The 15,215-nt window shown below is 63.0% G+C and carries 15 protein-coding genes; 6 read left to right on the top strand and 9 right to left on the bottom strand.

Annotated elements, in window-relative coordinates; genetic code table 11:
• Positions 1 to 58 precede the first annotated feature (58 nt).
• The 4 genes from ACN9MZ_RS12045 to ACN9MZ_RS12030 all read right to left on the bottom strand — a co-directional run bounded on the left by ACN9MZ_RS12045 (position 59) and on the right by ACN9MZ_RS12030 (position 2,241).
• Complete coding sequence (locus ACN9MZ_RS12045; protein ID WP_426342349.1) at positions 59 to 799, bottom strand: alpha/beta fold hydrolase; 741 nt, start codon at positions 797 to 799, stop codon at positions 59 to 61.
• Positions 800 to 876: 77 nt separating this feature from the next.
• Positions 877 to 1,167, bottom strand: coding sequence for a YciI family protein (locus tag ACN9MZ_RS12040; RefSeq protein WP_426342348.1), 291 nt, complete (start codon positions 1,165 to 1,167; stop codon positions 877 to 879).
• 10 nt (positions 1,168 to 1,177) lie between these two features.
• The gene (locus ACN9MZ_RS12035) at positions 1,178 to 1,756 is read right to left on the bottom strand and encodes a TetR/AcrR family transcriptional regulator (RefSeq protein WP_426342347.1); all 579 of its coding nucleotides are present in this window, start codon (positions 1,754 to 1,756) and stop codon (positions 1,178 to 1,180) included.
• Positions 1,757 to 1,788: 32 nt separating this feature from the next.
• Positions 1,789 to 2,241 (bottom strand): MarR family winged helix-turn-helix transcriptional regulator, encoded by a 453-nt coding sequence (locus ACN9MZ_RS12030; protein WP_426342346.1) that lies wholly within the window; start codon positions 2,239 to 2,241, stop codon positions 1,789 to 1,791.
• An 81-nt stretch (positions 2,242 to 2,322) separates the two neighbouring features.
• Between ACN9MZ_RS12030 and ACN9MZ_RS12025 the strand changes: the two genes are divergently transcribed.
• Positions 2,323 to 3,411 carry an FAD-dependent oxidoreductase gene (locus ACN9MZ_RS12025; RefSeq protein WP_426342345.1) on the top strand — a complete coding sequence of 363 codons (1,089 nt, stop codon included), beginning with the start codon at positions 2,323 to 2,325 and terminating at the stop codon, positions 3,409 to 3,411.
• Here the strand turns inward: ACN9MZ_RS12025 and ACN9MZ_RS12020 are convergent.
• Genes ACN9MZ_RS12020 through ACN9MZ_RS12010 form a run of 3 tightly spaced genes read right to left on the bottom strand, consistent with a single transcriptional unit; the run spans position 3,408 to position 7,741 of the window.
• Positions 3,408 to 4,718 carry a replication-associated recombination protein A gene (locus ACN9MZ_RS12020; protein ID WP_426342344.1) on the bottom strand — a complete coding sequence of 437 codons (1,311 nt, stop codon included), beginning with the start codon at positions 4,716 to 4,718 and terminating at the stop codon, positions 3,408 to 3,410. The two genes, ACN9MZ_RS12025 and ACN9MZ_RS12020, sit on opposite strands and share 4 nt — an antisense overlap.
• Before the next feature lie 3 nt (positions 4,719 to 4,721).
• Positions 4,722 to 5,339 (bottom strand): outer membrane lipoprotein chaperone LolA, encoded by a 618-nt coding sequence (gene lolA / locus ACN9MZ_RS12015; RefSeq protein ID WP_426342343.1) that lies wholly within the window; start codon positions 5,337 to 5,339, stop codon positions 4,722 to 4,724.
• A gap of 8 nt (positions 5,340 to 5,347) precedes the next feature.
• Positions 5,348 to 7,741 carry a DNA translocase FtsK gene (locus ACN9MZ_RS12010; RefSeq protein ID WP_426342342.1) on the bottom strand — a complete coding sequence of 798 codons (2,394 nt, stop codon included), beginning with the start codon at positions 7,739 to 7,741 and terminating at the stop codon, positions 5,348 to 5,350.
• A gap of 179 nt (positions 7,742 to 7,920) precedes the next feature.
• Between ACN9MZ_RS12010 and trxB the strand changes: the two genes are divergently transcribed.
• From trxB to ACN9MZ_RS11985, 5 genes are all read left to right on the top strand, one after another.
• Complete coding sequence (trxB, locus tag ACN9MZ_RS12005; RefSeq protein WP_426342341.1) at positions 7,921 to 8,871, top strand: thioredoxin-disulfide reductase; 951 nt, start codon at positions 7,921 to 7,923, stop codon at positions 8,869 to 8,871.
• Positions 8,868 to 9,557: a Smr/MutS family protein gene (locus ACN9MZ_RS12000; RefSeq protein ID WP_426342340.1), complete on the top strand. Its 690-nt coding sequence runs from the start codon at positions 8,868 to 8,870 to the stop codon at positions 9,555 to 9,557. Before trxB ends, ACN9MZ_RS12000 begins: the two co-directional genes overlap by 4 nt.
• A gap of 79 nt (positions 9,558 to 9,636) precedes the next feature.
• Positions 9,637 to 10,263 carry a trimeric intracellular cation channel family protein gene (locus ACN9MZ_RS11995; protein WP_426171129.1) on the top strand — a complete coding sequence of 209 codons (627 nt, stop codon included), beginning with the start codon at positions 9,637 to 9,639 and terminating at the stop codon, positions 10,261 to 10,263.
• Between the two features lie 95 nt (positions 10,264 to 10,358).
• Positions 10,359 to 11,585 (top strand): GGDEF domain-containing protein, encoded by a 1,227-nt coding sequence (locus ACN9MZ_RS11990; RefSeq protein WP_426342339.1) that lies wholly within the window; start codon positions 10,359 to 10,361, stop codon positions 11,583 to 11,585.
• Positions 11,582 to 12,787, top strand: coding sequence for a GGDEF domain-containing protein (locus ACN9MZ_RS11985; protein WP_426342338.1), 1,206 nt, complete (start codon positions 11,582 to 11,584; stop codon positions 12,785 to 12,787). The genes ACN9MZ_RS11990 and ACN9MZ_RS11985 overlap by 4 nt, the downstream gene beginning before the upstream one ends.
• On the opposite strand, the gene ACN9MZ_RS11980 is transcribed toward ACN9MZ_RS11985, so the two are convergent.
• Positions 12,788 to 13,126 carry a P-II family nitrogen regulator gene (locus ACN9MZ_RS11980; RefSeq protein ID WP_028103924.1) on the bottom strand — a complete coding sequence of 113 codons (339 nt, stop codon included), beginning with the start codon at positions 13,124 to 13,126 and terminating at the stop codon, positions 12,788 to 12,790. It lies immediately after the preceding gene.
• 21 nt (positions 13,127 to 13,147) lie between these two features.
• Positions 13,148 to 15,202, bottom strand: coding sequence for an NAD(+) synthase (locus ACN9MZ_RS11975; protein WP_426342337.1), 2,055 nt, complete (start codon positions 15,200 to 15,202; stop codon positions 13,148 to 13,150).
• Positions 15,203 to 15,215 lie beyond the last annotated feature (13 nt).

The raw sequence follows: 15,215 nt of genomic DNA, 5'->3' as shown, positions 1-15,215 counted from the left end.
CCCTGCCCTGCCTTGCACTTGCGACGAAGCGCAAAAAACACGGGATGAAATGCAAATTTCAAACCGTGCGGCCCTGCTCCAGCCACCCCTTCACTGCGCTGTTGAACGCTTCTGGCTGCTCGCGCATGACCCAGTGGCCGCTACGGAAGGCAATCACACGGCTGTCCGGCTTGGATTGCACGGCCGCCTCGAAACTGCGCGTATGGAACGGGAACGGTTTGCGCTTGCCGTAGATGTACAGCATGGGCCAGCGCAGCTTGAACGGCAGCGTCCCCGCGGCAGGCGTAGTGGCGCGCAGCCAGCTAACTGCGTGGGGCAATTGCAGGCGGTCGCATGCATCGCGCGCCGTCCGGCTGTTGCTGCTGGAGGCCTTCAGGCGGCGGTGCGCAAAGGCCAGGCGCAAACGGGTTTTCCAGTCCAGCGAGGCACGGTAAGTCATCTGGCTCGAGCCGCCGATGCCGACGCTGATCACCCGGCTCACCAGTTCGGGATAGCGCAGCGCGAACTGGTAGCCAAAAACGCAGCCCCAGTCGCTCAGCATCAGGATCACTGGTCGGCCGCCATTCACGGCTTGGACCGTATCGGCGTAGAGCTTTGCAACTTCGTCGATCGGATGGCTGCCCTTGGCGCTTTGGCTGGGGAAGCTGAACCGCACACAGCGATAGCTCGGAGAAAAGGCAGCAACCTGGGCATCCCACAGGCTGCGGTCATACGGCCAACCATGAATCATCATGATGGCGTCTTCTCCCTCACCGTCCACATGGACGGTCACTCCATCGACTGTCAGACGCTGCGACATCCCGCCCTCCGTTAAAATATTTACAACATCCTAACGTTGGACAATAGAAATGTAAACGCTTCGCTTAAGGGTTCCGCTTATGAAGGCAATAGGAATTGCAGCCGGGAATCGGTCTTGGCAGGTGTGAAGCCGGTCAGTTCCACCTCCACCAGCCCGTTTGCAACGAAGGGGTCTAGCGCCAGCCGCTCGCGCACGGCGCCCTCTTCCAGCCCATGCACCAGGATGCCGCCGCCCGCCTGCCCCAGCAGATTGCCCGCTGCAAGGAATACGCCATCGTCAAAACCGGCCTGCAACCAGTCCTTGTGTGCGGCCATCCATGGCGCGGCCTGTTCACGGCTGCCGGTCAGTTTGAGCGATACAACAAACATGAGTCCTCCTTTATTTGGAAATGGCGTGCAGCCATTTGTGTAGTTGCGAAACCTCGTGCTGGATAAATGCTCCGTCGTCGAAGGCGTTGGCGAGCATGGCAATGCCCTGGCTGCGCGCCAGCAGGTGCATGGCCAGGCCATCGGCATCGGCTGCAGCCTTCCTGCCCAGCTGCGCGAATTGCGCGCGCAGCCAGTCGCGAAATAGCGTGAACAGGACATTCGCCTGGGGCAGCGCAGGATGTTCAAGCTTGGCCAGTTCGGTGCACAGCGTGCCGACCGGGCAGCCATTGCGGCGGATCGATGGCGCGTTCATCGCCATCATGTCGATGAAGCGGCCGATGCGCGCCGCCGGCTGCGTGGTTTCCGCGGCCCAGGCATCGAGCATGGCTTGCGTCTTTTGCCGGCGCAATTCGATCACGGCCGCCAGGATCTCGTCCTTCGTCTTGAAGTGGTAGTAGAAATTGCCGCGCGAGAGCTCGACCGCCGCCGCGATATCGGCAAAGCTGGTGTGGCCGTAGCCATGCTCGTAGAACAGCCGGTCGGCCGTTTCGACGATGCGTTCGCGGGTTGCTGTTGCCTGCTTGGTCATAATGACAAGCTTAGGACAAGTGTCCTAAGCTGTCAAGCATCGCTCCCTGCAAGCGCCGAGCGCAGTTTGCCGGTAATGCTGCGTAGCTGCTCGAGTTCCTGCGCCGATAGATGCTCGATGAAATTGGCTCGCACGCTAGCCGCATGCACGGGTTTAGCTGAATCGAGCAAGCGTCGCCCCTCTTCCGTCATGCTGATGGTGACGGCGCTGCCGGCCACTTCCCGCACGACCAGACCGCGGCTCGTCATGCGGGTCAGCTGGTGCGAAAGCCGGCTCTTGTCCCATTCAAGAAAATCCTGGATTTCACGCTGGCGGCACTTGCCATTCTCCATGCGGTCCAGTTGCATCAGGATGCCGAAATCCTGCGGTGATAGGCCAGTGGCGCGCGCAATCTCCTGCCCCACCTTGCCAGAAATCATTTCTGCCATGCGGCGAAATCCGCGCCATGCGTCGCGCTCGTTGGTGCTTAACGTCTGTTTTGTCATCTTGCCAGCATAGCACGCAACAGTTGACACATCAACTCGAATAGTCGATCATAGGTTGACATATCAACTGCAGAACAAACCATGAGCGTAACGATTATCGGCGCCGGGCTCGGCGGACTGACTTTGGCCCGGGTCTTGCAGCAGCACGGCATCGCAGCCACGATTTTTGAAGCTGATGCCTCGCCGGACGCGCGCCCTCAGGGCGGCTCGCTCGACATCCATCAGGATTCAGGCCAGGCCGCCTTGCATGCTGCGGGATTAGCAGAAGAATTCCTCCGGATTGCACGGCCTGAAGGACAGGGTATGCGCGTCCTCGGCAAGGATGGCGCGGTCCATTGGGATGACGCGGGCGATGCCAGCGATATGTCACGGCCCGAAGCCGACCGGGCGGCGTTGCGCGACCTGCTGCTTGAATCGCTCGACGCCGGCACCATACGCTGGGGCCACAAGCTGTCCAAGATCGAACCCTGCGCAAACGGCGCCTACACGCTGAAATTCGCCAATGGCAGCAGCGTGCAAGCAGATGTGCTGGTCGGTGCCGACGGTGCGTGGTCGCGTGTGCGGTCACTGGTCAGCGAAGCTGTCCCCGCCTACAGCGGCATCACTTTTGCAGAAGGGCTCATCACCAGCCCCGCCGCCGGACAGGCCGCGATGATCGGGCACGGCAAGCTGATGGCACTCGACGATGGCAAAGCCTTGATTGCGCAAACGGAAGGCGACGGAAGCATCCGCCTCTATCTCGCCACCGGCGACCAGCAAGCTGCCACGCGAGAAGCGCTGCAAAGTCATTTTGCAGGCTGGCCGGAAGATTTGCTTGGCCTGATGCGCGCCTGCGGCAGCGGCTTCGTGGTCCGCCCGATTAACGTACTGCCAGTCGGCCTGCGCTGGCCGCACCAGCCGGCCGTGACGCTGCTGGGCGATGCCGCGCATCTGATGTCGCCTTTCGCAGGAGAAGGCGCAAACCAGGCAATGCTGGATGGCGCGGAACTTGGACTGGCACTGGCAGCGGCGGCATCGCCCGCGGAGGCAATCCGGCACTACGAATTGGGAATGTTCGAACGCGCCGGAGAAGCAACCCGCGAATCGGCCCTGAACATGGCGCTCTGCTTCGGGCCGGAAGCGGCGCGGGAGCTCGCCGCGCAAATGGCATCATACGCCGTCGCGACTTAGCCTTTGCGGGCCTCTTCGTCCAGCTTGCGCAGGAAAGCCAGCTTGTCGGCAATCTTGGATTCCAGGCCGCGTGGAACCGGCTGGTACCAGCCCGGCTCCGCCATGCCGTCAGGCAGGTAGGTTTCGCCAGCGGCATAGGCGTCCGGCTCGTCGTGGGCGTAGCGGTATTCGTGGCCGTAGCCAAGCTCCTTCATCAACTTGGTCGGAGCATTGCGCAGGTGCACCGGCACTTCGCGCGATTTGTCGCGGCGCACGAAGGCCATGGCGGCGTTATAGGCGTTGTAGCCGGCATTGCTCTTGGCCGCAACCGCCAGGTAAATCACAGCCTGCGCCAGCGCCAGTTCCCCTTCCGGAGAGCCGAGCCGCTCATAGGTTTCGGCGGCGTCGTTGACCATGGTCAGGGCGCGCGGGTCGGCCAGGCCGATGTCCTCCCACGCCATGCGCACGATGCGGCGCGCCAGGTAGCGCGGATCGGCGCCGCCGTCGATCATGCGGCAGAACCAGTACAAGGCGCCGTCCGGGTTTGAACCGCGTACGGACTTGTGCAGGGCCGAAATCTGGTCATAGAAATTGTCGCCACCCTTGTCGAAGCGGCGCGCATTGAGCGTCAGCGCGTTTTGCACGAATTCGCCGGTGACCTTGCTGGTGCGCGCGGTGGCGGCAGCGGTCTTGGTCTGTTCCAGCAGGTTCAGGAAGCGGCGCGCATCGCCGTCGGCATAGCCGATCAGGGTATCGATTGCCAGCTCGTCGAAGTCCAGGTCCGGCATGGAGCGTTCGCGGGCGCGGGCCAGCAGCTGGCGCATCTCTTCCTCCGTCAGCGCCTTCAGTACATAGACCTGGGCGCGCGACAGCAGCGCGGAGTTGACTTCGAACGAGGGGTTTTCGGTGGTGGCGCCGATCAGTGTGACCAGGCCCGATTCCACATACGGCAGCAGCGCATCCTGCTGCGCCTTGTTGAAGCGATGGATCTCGTCGATGAACAGGATGGTCTGCTTGCCATTGGCGACGAATTGCTCCGCCTGTTCGATGGCGGCGCGAATGTCCTTGACCCCGCCCAGCACGGCCGAAATGGCGATGAACTCGCAGTCGAAGGCGCGCGCCGACAGGCGTGCCAGCGTGGTCTTGCCCACGCCCGGCGGCCCCCACAGGATCATCGAATGCGGCTTGCCGGACTTGAACAGCAAGTTCAAAGGCTTGCCCTCGCCCAGCAAGTGGCTCTGGCCGATCACGTCCGCAATGGTATGCGGGCGCAGCGCTTCGGCCAGCGGCGGGGTCGGTTCCGGGGCGAACAGGTCTTGCGTCATCATGCATTAATTGTTGATGACGTCCGCCCCCTTGGGCATGACAAATTTAAAGGACGTTGCATTCAGCGCTGGATTTTTTTCAAACTTCTTGAACGACAGGATGGAAGTCTGGCCGAAGCTGTCTTTCAGTTCCATCGCTTCCGGCACGCCGTTTTTCAGGCCGATCTGGATCTGCTCGAAGCTGGCATCCTTGGCTTTGGGCGTGGCTTTCAGCCATTCCAGGCCATCGCGCGAACCCGCTTCGGCCAGAACAAAGTTCTTTTCCAGGTCGTTGGAGCCGAACAGGATGGCGGCTGGCGAGGAACCCAGCGCGTCACCCAGCTTGCGCACGGTAACCTGGTTCAGGTCCTTGTCGAAAATATACAGCTGTTCACCGTCGGCCTGCAGCACCTGGTCGTAAGGCTTGGTGTAGGTCCAGATGAACTTGCCCGGTCGGGCAAAGGTGAAGCTGCCCGAGGACAGCTTGTCCTTGCTGCCTTGCGCCACCACCTTTTGCGTGAATTCGCCCCTGGCTGCCTTGGTGCTGGCCACGAAAGACTTGAACTGGTCCAGCGCCGCAGCGCTGGCGGAACCTGCGAACAGCAGGCCGGCGGCCAGGGCCGCCATCAACTTGGTGTACTTCATAAGAATCCTTATTCCGCCGACGCGGTAGGTGCGATGATTTCGCGGTTGCCATTCGACTGCATGGCCGATACAACGCCGCTGTTTTCCATCTGTTCCAGCAGGCGTGCCGCCCGGTTGTAGCCGATGCGCAGGTGGCGCTGCACCAGCGAGATCGATGCCTTGCGGTGCTTCAGCACGACCTGCACCGCCTGGTCGTACATCGGGTCGGCTTCGCCATCCCCGCCGCCTGCACCGGCCGCGGCGCCGTCGCCTCCGCCTTCTTCCAGCGTGCCGCCTTCCAGGATGCCCTCGATGTAATTCGGCTCGCCCTGGGCTTTCAGATGCTTCACGACACGGTGCACTTCGTCGTCCGACACGAAGGCGCCGTGCACGCGGATCGGCAAGCCGGTACCCGGCGGCATGTACAGCATGTCGCCCATGCCCAGCAGGGTTTCGGCGCCCATCTGGTCCAGAATGGTGCGCGAGTCGATCTTGGACGATACCTGGAACGCGATACGCGTCGGGATATTGGCCTTGATCAGGCCCGTGATCACGTCTACAGATGGGCGCTGGGTCGCCAGAATCAAGTGCAGGCCGGCCGCACGGGCCTTCTGCGCGATACGGGCGATCAGTTCTTCCACTTTCTTGCCGACCACCATCATCAGGTCGGCCAGTTCGTCGATGATGATGACGATGGTTGGCAGTTTTTCCAGCGGTTCAGGCGCGTCCGGCGTGATCGAGAACGGGTTCGGGATCTTCTCTTCGCGTTTCTCGGCCTCGGCAATCTTGGCGTTGTAGCCGGCCAGGTTGCGCACGCCCAGCTTGGACATCAGCTTGTAGCGCCGCTCCATCTCGTTCACCGCCCAGTTCAGGGCGTGGCCAGCCTGGCGCATATCGGTAACGACCGGCGCCAGCAGGTGCGGGATGCCTTCATACACCGACATTTCCAGCATCTTCGGGTCGATCAGGATCATGCGCACGTCGTGCGGGTCGGCCTTGTACAAGAGCGACAGGATGGTGGCGTTGATACCCACCGACTTGCCGGAACCGGTGGTACCCGCCACCAGCAGGTGCGGCATCTTGGCCAGGTCGGCCACCACCGGCTTGCCGGCGATATCCTTGCCCAGCGCCACGGTCAGCGGCGAGTGGTTGTCGTTATAGACCTTGGAGCCGAGGATCTCGGTCAGGCGCACGATCTGGCGCTTGGGATTCGGCAGCTCCAGCGCCATGTAGTTCTTGCCCGGAATGGTTTCCACCACGCGGATCGAGGTCAGCGACAGCGAACGCGCCAGGTCGCGCGCCAGGTTGACGATCTGGCTGCCCTTCACGCCGGTGGCAGGCTCGATTTCGTAGCGGGTCACGACCGGGCCCGGATAGGCAGCTACCACCTTGGCTTCCACGCCGAAGTCGGACAGTTTTTTCTCGATCAGGCGGCTGGTGAATTCCAGCGTTTCCACGGCCACGGTTTCCTGCTGCGGCGGCGCATCGTCCAGCAGCGACAGCGGCGGCAGCGTGGTGTTCTCGATTTCCTGGAACAGGGTGCCCTGCTTTTCCTTGATCACGCGCTCGGACTGCACCACCTGGGTGATCTGCGGCTCGATCTTGACGATAGGCGCCGGCGGCGCATCCGGCGGCAGGTCGGCCGGCTTCGGATGCTTCTCCTCGTGCTTGACGCGTTCCTTGACCACTTTTTCTTCGCGCTTGACCAGGGCCACGTCGCCCTGGCGGCGGTCCTCGCGGTCTTCCATCCGGGCGCGGACCCAGTCGATCCCCATCTCGATGACTTCACCGATTTTCTCGGCCACCGACATCCACGATACGTGGAAGAACAGGCTGAAACCGGTGCCGAACAACAGCAGCAACAGCAGCGTGGCACCGGTAAAGCCCAGGCCGACGTGCGCGCCGTGTCCGATCAGTTCACCCAGCACGCCGCCCGGCGCGCGCGGCAACTGCACTTTCAAAGTGTAGAGGCGCAGGAACTCCAGGCCCATCGACCCCACCAGCATCAGGCCGAAACCGATCACGCGGATCAGGCCTTCCTGCTTGTGTTCAGGAACTTCGTCCTTCTCCAGCACGAATTTACGGGTCAGGCGGCGATAGCCCTGCCACACCACGCGCAGCATGTAGACGCACCACCACCAGGCTGAGAAGCCGAAGATGAACAGCATCAAGTCGGACAGCCAGGCGCCGCCGCGCCCGCCCAGGTTGAACACCTTGGGCACCACATTATTGTGCGACCAGCCCGGGTCCAGCCGGTTGTAGCTGGCCAGGATCAGGATGAAATAAACGCAGACAACAAACAGCGCGAAAAAGCGGGCCTCCGACAGCAGTCGCACCAGCCGATTGGGTAAGGGCTGGCGTTCGGTGACGTTGCGAGTGTAACCAGAAGAAGTCTCCTGGCTCTTTTGACTCTTCTTACTCATTGCTTGGAGGCAAAAATTCCATAATTGCGCTTATTCTAAGGCATATCAAGGTGAAACGGCCCCACGGTACATGTGAAATGCACGCTTCGCATATAATTTCGGTTTGCTTGGGCCCGGACTTGTCGCATTCCTGTCCGCACCCATATACCAGACACTCCAACTAGGTAAAGAATCCGCATATGACTACTACCAAACACGCCAAAGTCCTGATTCTCGGCTCCGGTCCAGCAGGCTACAGCGCCGCGATTTACGCCGCGCGCGCCAACCTGAATCCGATGCTGGTGACCGGCGTCGAGCAAGGCGGCCAGCTGATGACCACCACCGACGTGGAAAACTGGCCGGCCGACCCGATGGGCGTCCAGGGTCCGGACCTGATGCAGCGCTTCCTGCAGCACGCCGAGCGCTTCAAGACCGAAATCGTGTTTGACCACATCCACACCACCCACCTGAACGAAAAGCCGATCCGCCTGGTGGGCGACAGCAACACCTACACCTGCGACACCCTGATCATCGCCACCGGCGCCTCGGCCCAGTACCTGGGCCTGCCAACCGAGCAGGAATTCATGGGCCGCGGCGTGTCCGCCTGCGCCACCTGCGACGGTTTCTTCTACCGTGGCCAGGAGGTGGCCGTGGTTGGCGGCGGCAATACCGCCGTGGAAGAAGCGCTGTACCTGTCGAACATCGCCACCAAGGTCACCCTGGTGCACCGCCGCGAGAAGTTCCGCGCCGAGCCTATCCTGGTGGACCGCCTGATGGCCAAGGTCGCCGAAGGCAAGATCGTGCTGAAACTGAACTCCACCCTGCACGAAGTGAAGGGCGACCAGTCCGGCGTCAACGCCATCACCATCAAGCACAATGACGGCGGCTTGTCCGACGTGGCAGTGCACGGCCTGTTCATCGCCATCGGCCACAAGCCGAACACCGGCATCTTCGAAGGCCAGCTGGAAATGAAGGATGGCTATATCAAGACCCGCACCGGCACCGAAGGCATGGCCACCGCCACCTCCGTGCCAGGCGTGTTTGCAGCCGGCGACGTGCAGGACCACATCTACCGCCAGGCCATCACTTCCGCCGGCACCGGCTGCATGGCCGCGCTGGACGCGCAACGCTACCTGGAAGCGCAAGAGTGAAAAGCTTCGCCGACCTGAAGGGACTGGGCAAACAGCTCAAGGAGCAGGAAGAGCAGCGCGCGGCCGAGCAGAAGGAGCGCGCCAAGCAGGAAAAGGCAGCGGCCGCCGCTGCCAACGTGTTCCAGTCCTCCATGGCCGGCGTGCAGAAGATGAAGCCGTCCGACCGCTATGTGCCGCCGCCCGCCAAGGGCCCGGCCGCAGCGGGCCGCCCTGCCCCATCCGGCCCGCGCAAGCCGCAGACGGCCGAGGAGCAGGCGGCCGAGGACGCAGCCGTGCTGCGCGAGTCGATGCTGTCGGATATGTTCGACGTCGACCATTACATGGAAGAAGATCCCTCGCTGAACTACAGCGCGCCCGGCATCGGCCCGGACGTGATGAAGAAGATGCGCAAGGGCCATTGGCCGGTACAGGATGAACTGGACCTGCACGGCAAGCGCCGCGACGAGGCGCGCCAGGCGGTGGACGACTTCCTGCTCAAGGCCAAACGCCGCAACTACCGCTGCGTGTGCGTGATCCACGGCCGCGGGTTCGGCTCGCGCGGCGGCGAACCGGTGCTGAAATCCATGGTCCACTCCTGGCTGGTGCAGACCGACGGCGTGATCGCCTTCTGCCAGGCCCGCGCCGAAGAAGGCGGCGAAGGCGCCATCATGGTGCTGCTGCGCTCCGCCCTCGCGCCCCAGCGCTGATCAGCCTCCTTTCGCCGGCAGCGGCGCCAAGCCATGCGTGGCTTGCAGGTTTTGCGATCAGGATGCTAATCTGCGCCTCATGAAAATAGTCCCCGCCGTTTCCCTGATCACCATCATCGAGGTCGTAGCAATCTTGGTTGGGGCATTCTCTGGCTTCATCGAAGCGCGCCGCAAGCGCATGGACATTGTCGGCGTATTCATCGTCGCCTTCATTACCGCCTTCGGTGGCGGTACCGTGCGCGATATCCTGCTCGACAAGCGCCCGCTGTTCTGGGTAGCGCACCAGGAATATACGATCCTGCTGTTCGTGGTGGCACTGGTGGCGGCGCCCTTCGTCAAGCATATCCGCCATATCGTTTCCGAGCGGCTGATCGTGATTGCCGACGCGGTAGGCCTCGGCCTGTTCGCCGTCGCCAGCGTGGCACAGGCGCTTGCGGCCGACATGCCGATTTTCGTCGCCGTGATGATGGGCGTGGTAACCGGCATTTTCGGCGGCGTGCTGCGCGACATCATCTGTAACGAGGTGCCGATGGTCTTCCGCGATGGGAAACCGTACGCAATCTGCGCCTTCTTCGGCTGCTGGTTCTATATCGCGCTGCAATATACCCAGGTTTCGGACGACGTCGCCCTGTGGTCCAGCGCCGGCCTGATCACCGTGATGCGCCTGCTGGCCTGGCGCTTTGACCTGAAGATCAGCCGGCCGTAGGGCTATCGCCAACAGACTTTCAATTGGAAAGTTAAAACTTACCATCAGGTAACAACTGATACAATTGCGCAACTTCTTGATGCGCTTGCCTGTCCGTGTTTACCTTTGATGTCGCTACTGCAACTAGCCTGGTCGGCTTCCTGTCGATCCTGATTGCCTGCGCCTTCCGGGGCTTGCACGGGCGCTTCCTGGCGGGCACGCCCGGCGGCCAGTGGGCCATGTCGGCCCTGGCCGGCGGTGCCGCAGCGCTGCTTGTTGCCAATTCCACCACGCTCCCCGACTACATTGGAACCGTCGCCGACAACGCCCTGTCCGTCGTCAGCCTGGTGTTCATTCATCGCGGCACGGCAATGCTGGTCGGCGCACGCTACAACGACCGATATTACGCCCTGTGCGCGGGCGCGGCCGCCGCAGCTTTCGCCTGGTTCAGTTACGGCCATCCGAGCGTGCAGGCCCGGATCGGGCTGGTGTCCGCCTGCCGCGCCGCCTTTTACTGCGCGACCTTGCTGATGCTGGTCAGGCGGCCCGGCCTGCCGGCCGGCACCCGCTACCTGGTCGACATCCTGGCGCTGGCCGCCATCTGGAGCGTGGTGCGTCTAGGCACGGCCCTGCTTTCGGGCGAGCACGTCGACAATTTCCTGGACGGCGGCTCCTCGTTTGCAGTCATGGTCTCGGTGGGCGGTATCCTGCATCTGCTGGTGAACGCCTTCCAGTTCCGGCTCGAAAGCGAAAAGATCCGCGACGAGCTTGCGGCCCACGCCGGCCGCCTGCAGGATAAGCGCAACAAACTGAAGGCCGCGGTAGCCGAACGCACCGCGGAACTGACCCGGCAAGCGACCACTGACAGCATGACCGGCATCGCCAATCGCCGTCACTTCATGGAGCGCGGCAACGACGAAATCGAACGGGCCCGCCGCTACCACCTGCCGCTCACGCTGCTGTTGCTCGATATCGACCACTTCAAGCAGATTAACGACCGCTTCGGACATGCGGCAGGCGACAAGCTGCTGCAAGTCATTGCCCAGGCCTGCCAGTCCAATGCCCGCAACGTCGACCTGCCCGGCCGCCTCGGCGGCGAAGAATTTGCCTTGCTGATGCCTGAAACCAGCGCCATTGCAGCCCGGCTTGCGGCCGAGCGCCTGCGGCGCGCCATCAGCGCCATCGCGCCCGCGCTGTCCGGCGTGCCGCACCAGGTTACTGCCAGCTTTGGCATCGCCGCACTCAAATCGCATGACGTCTCGATGGACAGCCTGGTGGTTCGCGCCGACGCTGCCCTGTATCGCGCCAAGAACGGCGGCCGCAACCGGGTGGAAGCAGTTTGAATACCCTGCACATCGGAACTTGCCAACTGACCCTCGGCATTGCCTGCCTGGCACTCGGCATCGCCTTCATCGGCCTGCACGCGGTACGCGATGGCCGTTCCGCCGGGTCCAACTGGAGCCTGGCGGCGATCTGCCAGGGCCTGGCATGGATACTGGCCGGCATGCGCGGCGACTTGCCTGTGGCGCTGACGGTCGTGCTGCCCAATGTGCTGGCCGCCGCCAACGCCATGCTGCTGCTGCGCGGCGCCGTGCGCTATATGCCCGCCCCGCCGCCATGCCTGCTCAAGCCCCAGCCTTGGCTCGCATTCCTGCTGGTGGCCGCCGTCCTTTGCGCCTCGGCCAGCCATGCAAGCGACCACGCGCGCCTGGTTCTCGCGGCGGCGATACGCATTCCATTGCTGCTGGCTGCCACCGCGCTCCTTGCGCGCCACGCGCCGCGCAATGGCCGCGCCATGCTGTGCGCACTGTTTGGCATCGACACTGCTTGGCACCTGTTTGCCGCCCTGTCCGTCCAGGGCGGGAACGTCATTGCCGGCGAACTGCTGCGCGGGGCGCTGGCCATCCTCGTTATCGCAGCCCAGTTCCGCATCGAGAGCGACAATGCACGCGCTTCGCTCGAGGCCCTGGCCGCGGCGCTGGAAATGGAAAGCCTGCAACTGGAAAAAACGATCGAGGAGCGCAACCGTGAACTGCACGAGATCGCGACCACCGATTTCCTGACCGGCATCGCCAACCGGCGCCAGTTCATGGCGCGCACGGAAATGGAAATCGAACGCTCGCGGCGCTATGGGCACAAGCTCTCGCTGCTGATGATCGACATCGATCACTTCAAGGCGATCAACGACAGCTTTGGCCACCCCACCGGCGACCAGGCGATTATCGCCATCGGACGCCATTGCGCCACCGCCTGCAGGCGCAGCGACCTGGCGGCCCGCCTGGGCGGCGAGGAATTTGCAATCCTGCTGCCAACGACAGGAATCAGCGAAGCGCAGATCGTGGCCGAGCGCCTGCGCGCCGGCACCCGGGCGCTGCAGCTTATGCATGAGGGCCGGGCCGTGCCGCTCAAGCTGAGCATCGGCATTGCCTGCCTGGAGGCGGAAGACAGCGGGCCGGACACGCTGCTGGCACGTGCCGACCAGGCTTTGTACGCGGCCAAGCACGCAGGCCGCGATTGCGTGCAGGTCGCTAAATCTGCGGCCTGATCACACCGCGTCTGCGCCGGTTTCGCCGGTACGGATGCGTATCACCTGCTCGATGTTCTGCACGAAGATCTTGCCGTCGCCGATCTTGCCGGTGCGGGCCGCCTTGATGATCGCATCGACAGCGGTATCGACCACGCTGTCGTCCACCACCACTTCCACTTTCACCTTCGGCAGGAAATCGACCACGTATTCCGCGCCGCGATACAGCTCGGTGTGGCCCTTCTGGCGGCCAAAGCCTTTCACCTCGGTCACGGTCAGGCCGGTCACGTTCACTTCGGCCAGCGATTCGCGTACCTCGTCGAGCTTGAATGGCTTGATGATGGCGGTAATTTGCTTCATTGCGTTCTCCTTATAGTGGTTTTAAGCGTCAGGCACGGTCTTCAGGTTTTCCAGCCAGGCTACAGCTTCCGAGTCGCTTGGCGCGCGCCAGTCGCCGCGCGGCGACAGCGAGCCGCCCGATCCGACTTTCGGCGCGTTCGGCACGCAGGTGCGCTTGAACTGGGAGGTCTGGAAGAAGCGCTTGAGGAAGATCCCCAGGTTGTGCTTGATATCTTTCAGCTCGTACTGGTTGCGCACCACGTGTTCGTCTTCCGGCCACAGTCCGGCGTCGCGGTCGCGCCACGCGTGGTAAGCCAGGAAGGCTACCTTGGCCGGCGAATAGCCGAAGCGCAGCGTGTAGTACAGGTTGAAGTCCTGCAGCTCGTAGGGACCGATTACATTCTGCGTGATCTGCGCCGGTGCTTCGTCGTCGGCCTTGCCAGGCACCAGTTCGGGACTGATTTCGGTGTTCACCACCGCCAGCAGCACGCTTGAATTGACGTCGCCAAACTGCTTGCTCTCGGCCACCCAGCGCACCAGGTGGGTGATCAGGGTCTTGGGCACGCTGGCATTCACGTTGTAGTGCGACATATGGTCGCCCACGCCGTAGGTGCACCAGCCCAGCGCCAGCTCGCTCAGGTCGCCGGTGCCGATCACGATGCCGTTATGGTGATTCGCCATGCGGAACAGGTGGTTGGTGCGCTCGCCGGCCTGCACGTTCTCGAAGGTGATGTCGTATTGTTCCTTGCCCTCGCTATACGGGTGGCCCAGGTCCTTCAGCATCTGGATGCAGCTTGGCCTGATGTCGACTTCCATCGCAGTGCAGCCGACGAACTGCATCAGCGCCCTCGCCTGGTCCAGCGTGCGGCTGCTGGTGGCAAAGCCCGGCATCGTGGCCGCGATGATATTGGCGCGCGGCAGGCCGAGGTGGTCCATGGCCTTGGCGCAGACCAGCAGCGCGTGGGTCGAATCCAGGCCGCCCGACACGCCGATCACCACCTTCCTGATGCCGGACGAGGACAGGCGCTGCACCAGCGCGCTGACCTGGATGTGATAGACCTCGTTGCAACGCTTGTCGCGCAGTTGCGGGTTGGACGGCACGTAAGGGAAGCGCGCCACATTGCGATCGAGCGGCAGCACGCGCTGCGACGGCAGCTCGACCGGGAAGCGCGCGACGCGGAACTGCGCCACTTCGGCCTTATGGCGGCGCGTCGAATGGCCGAACGTGGTGGTCCGCATGCGTTCGCGCGACAGGCGCTCCAGGTCGACGTCGGCAAAGATGATGTGCGATTCTTCGGCGAAGCGCTCGGACTCGGCCAGCATTTCGCCGTTCTCGCAGATCAGCGCCTGGCCATCCCAGGCCAGGTCGGTGGTCGACTCGCCGCGGCCTGCCGAAGAATACAGGTAAGCCGCAATGCAGCGCGCCGACTGCTGGCCGACCAGCTGGCGGCGGTAATCGGCTTTGCCGACCAGGATATTGGAAGCGGACAGGTTGACCAGCACGGTCGCCCCGGCCAATGCGGCAAAGGACGACGGCGGAATCGGGACCCAGACGTCCTCGCAGATCTCGATATGGAATTTGAACAGCGGCAGGTTTTCGAGCTCGAACAGCTGGTTGGCGCCGAAAGGCACCTGCTGCCCGAGCAGCGAAATTTCGGTGGAAATCGCCTCATCGGCTGCGCTGAACTGGCGCGCCTCGTAGAACTCGCCGTAATTCGGCAAATAGGACTTCGGCACCACGCCGCGAATCACGCCGCCCGACACCACGACCGCGCAATTGAACAGCTGATGGTCCACGCGCAGCGGCGCGCCCACGACCATCGCCGTCGGAATGCGGCTCGAAGCCTCGACCACGGAAGCCAGCGCCTGCAGCGCGCCGTCCAGCAACGCGCGCTGGTGGAACAAATCATCGCAAGAGTAGGCAGACAGGCCCAGTTCCGGGAAAGCCACGAGTACCGCGCCGTTCGCCGCCGCCTCCTCCGCCAATGCGATCGTCTGTGCCGCATTGAACTGCGGATCAGCCACCCGGCAGCGCGGCACGCCAACCGCCACACGGGCAAAGTCATGGTTGTACAAGTTATGGAAGGAATGCGGCATATCTCGGCAAGGC

It is taken from the genome of Pseudoduganella sp. S-14 (assembly GCF_049913285.1).
Lineage (GTDB): Bacteria > Pseudomonadota > Gammaproteobacteria > Burkholderiales > Burkholderiaceae_D > Rugamonas.
This window is presented reverse-complemented; position numbering and strand designations above follow the sequence as displayed.

Bases quoted from the DNA above. Each gene is read 5' to 3' on its own strand.
- ACN9MZ_RS12045 (WP_426342349.1), bottom strand. From the start codon at position 799: ATGTCGCAGCGTCTGACAGTCGATGGAGTGACCGTCCATGTGGACGGT.
- ACN9MZ_RS12040 (WP_426342348.1), bottom strand. From the start codon at position 1,167: ATGTTTGTTGTATCGCTCAAACTGACCGGCAGCCGTGAACAGGCCGCG.
- ACN9MZ_RS12035 (WP_426342347.1), bottom strand. From the start codon at position 1,756: ATGACCAAGCAGGCAACAGCAACCCGCGAACGCATCGTCGAAACGGCC.
- ACN9MZ_RS12030 (WP_426342346.1), bottom strand. From the start codon at position 2,241: ATGACAAAACAGACGTTAAGCACCAACGAGCGCGACGCATGGCGCGGA.
- ACN9MZ_RS12025 (WP_426342345.1), top strand. From the start codon at position 2,323: ATGAGCGTAACGATTATCGGCGCCGGGCTCGGCGGACTGACTTTGGCC.
- ACN9MZ_RS12020 (WP_426342344.1), bottom strand. From the start codon at position 4,718: ATGATGACGCAAGACCTGTTCGCCCCGGAACCGACCCCGCCGCTGGCC.
- lolA (WP_426342343.1), bottom strand. From the start codon at position 5,339: ATGAAGTACACCAAGTTGATGGCGGCCCTGGCCGCCGGCCTGCTGTTC.
- ACN9MZ_RS12010 (WP_426342342.1), bottom strand. From the start codon at position 7,741: ATGAGTAAGAAGAGTCAAAAGAGCCAGGAGACTTCTTCTGGTTACACT.
- trxB (WP_426342341.1), top strand. From the start codon at position 7,921: ATGACTACTACCAAACACGCCAAAGTCCTGATTCTCGGCTCCGGTCCA.
- ACN9MZ_RS11995 (WP_426171129.1), top strand. From the start codon at position 9,637: ATGAAAATAGTCCCCGCCGTTTCCCTGATCACCATCATCGAGGTCGTA.
- ACN9MZ_RS11980 (WP_028103924.1), bottom strand. From the start codon at position 13,126: ATGAAGCAAATTACCGCCATCATCAAGCCATTCAAGCTCGACGAGGTA.
- ACN9MZ_RS11975 (WP_426342337.1), bottom strand. From the start codon at position 15,202: ATGCCGCATTCCTTCCATAACTTGTACAACCATGACTTTGCCCGTGTG.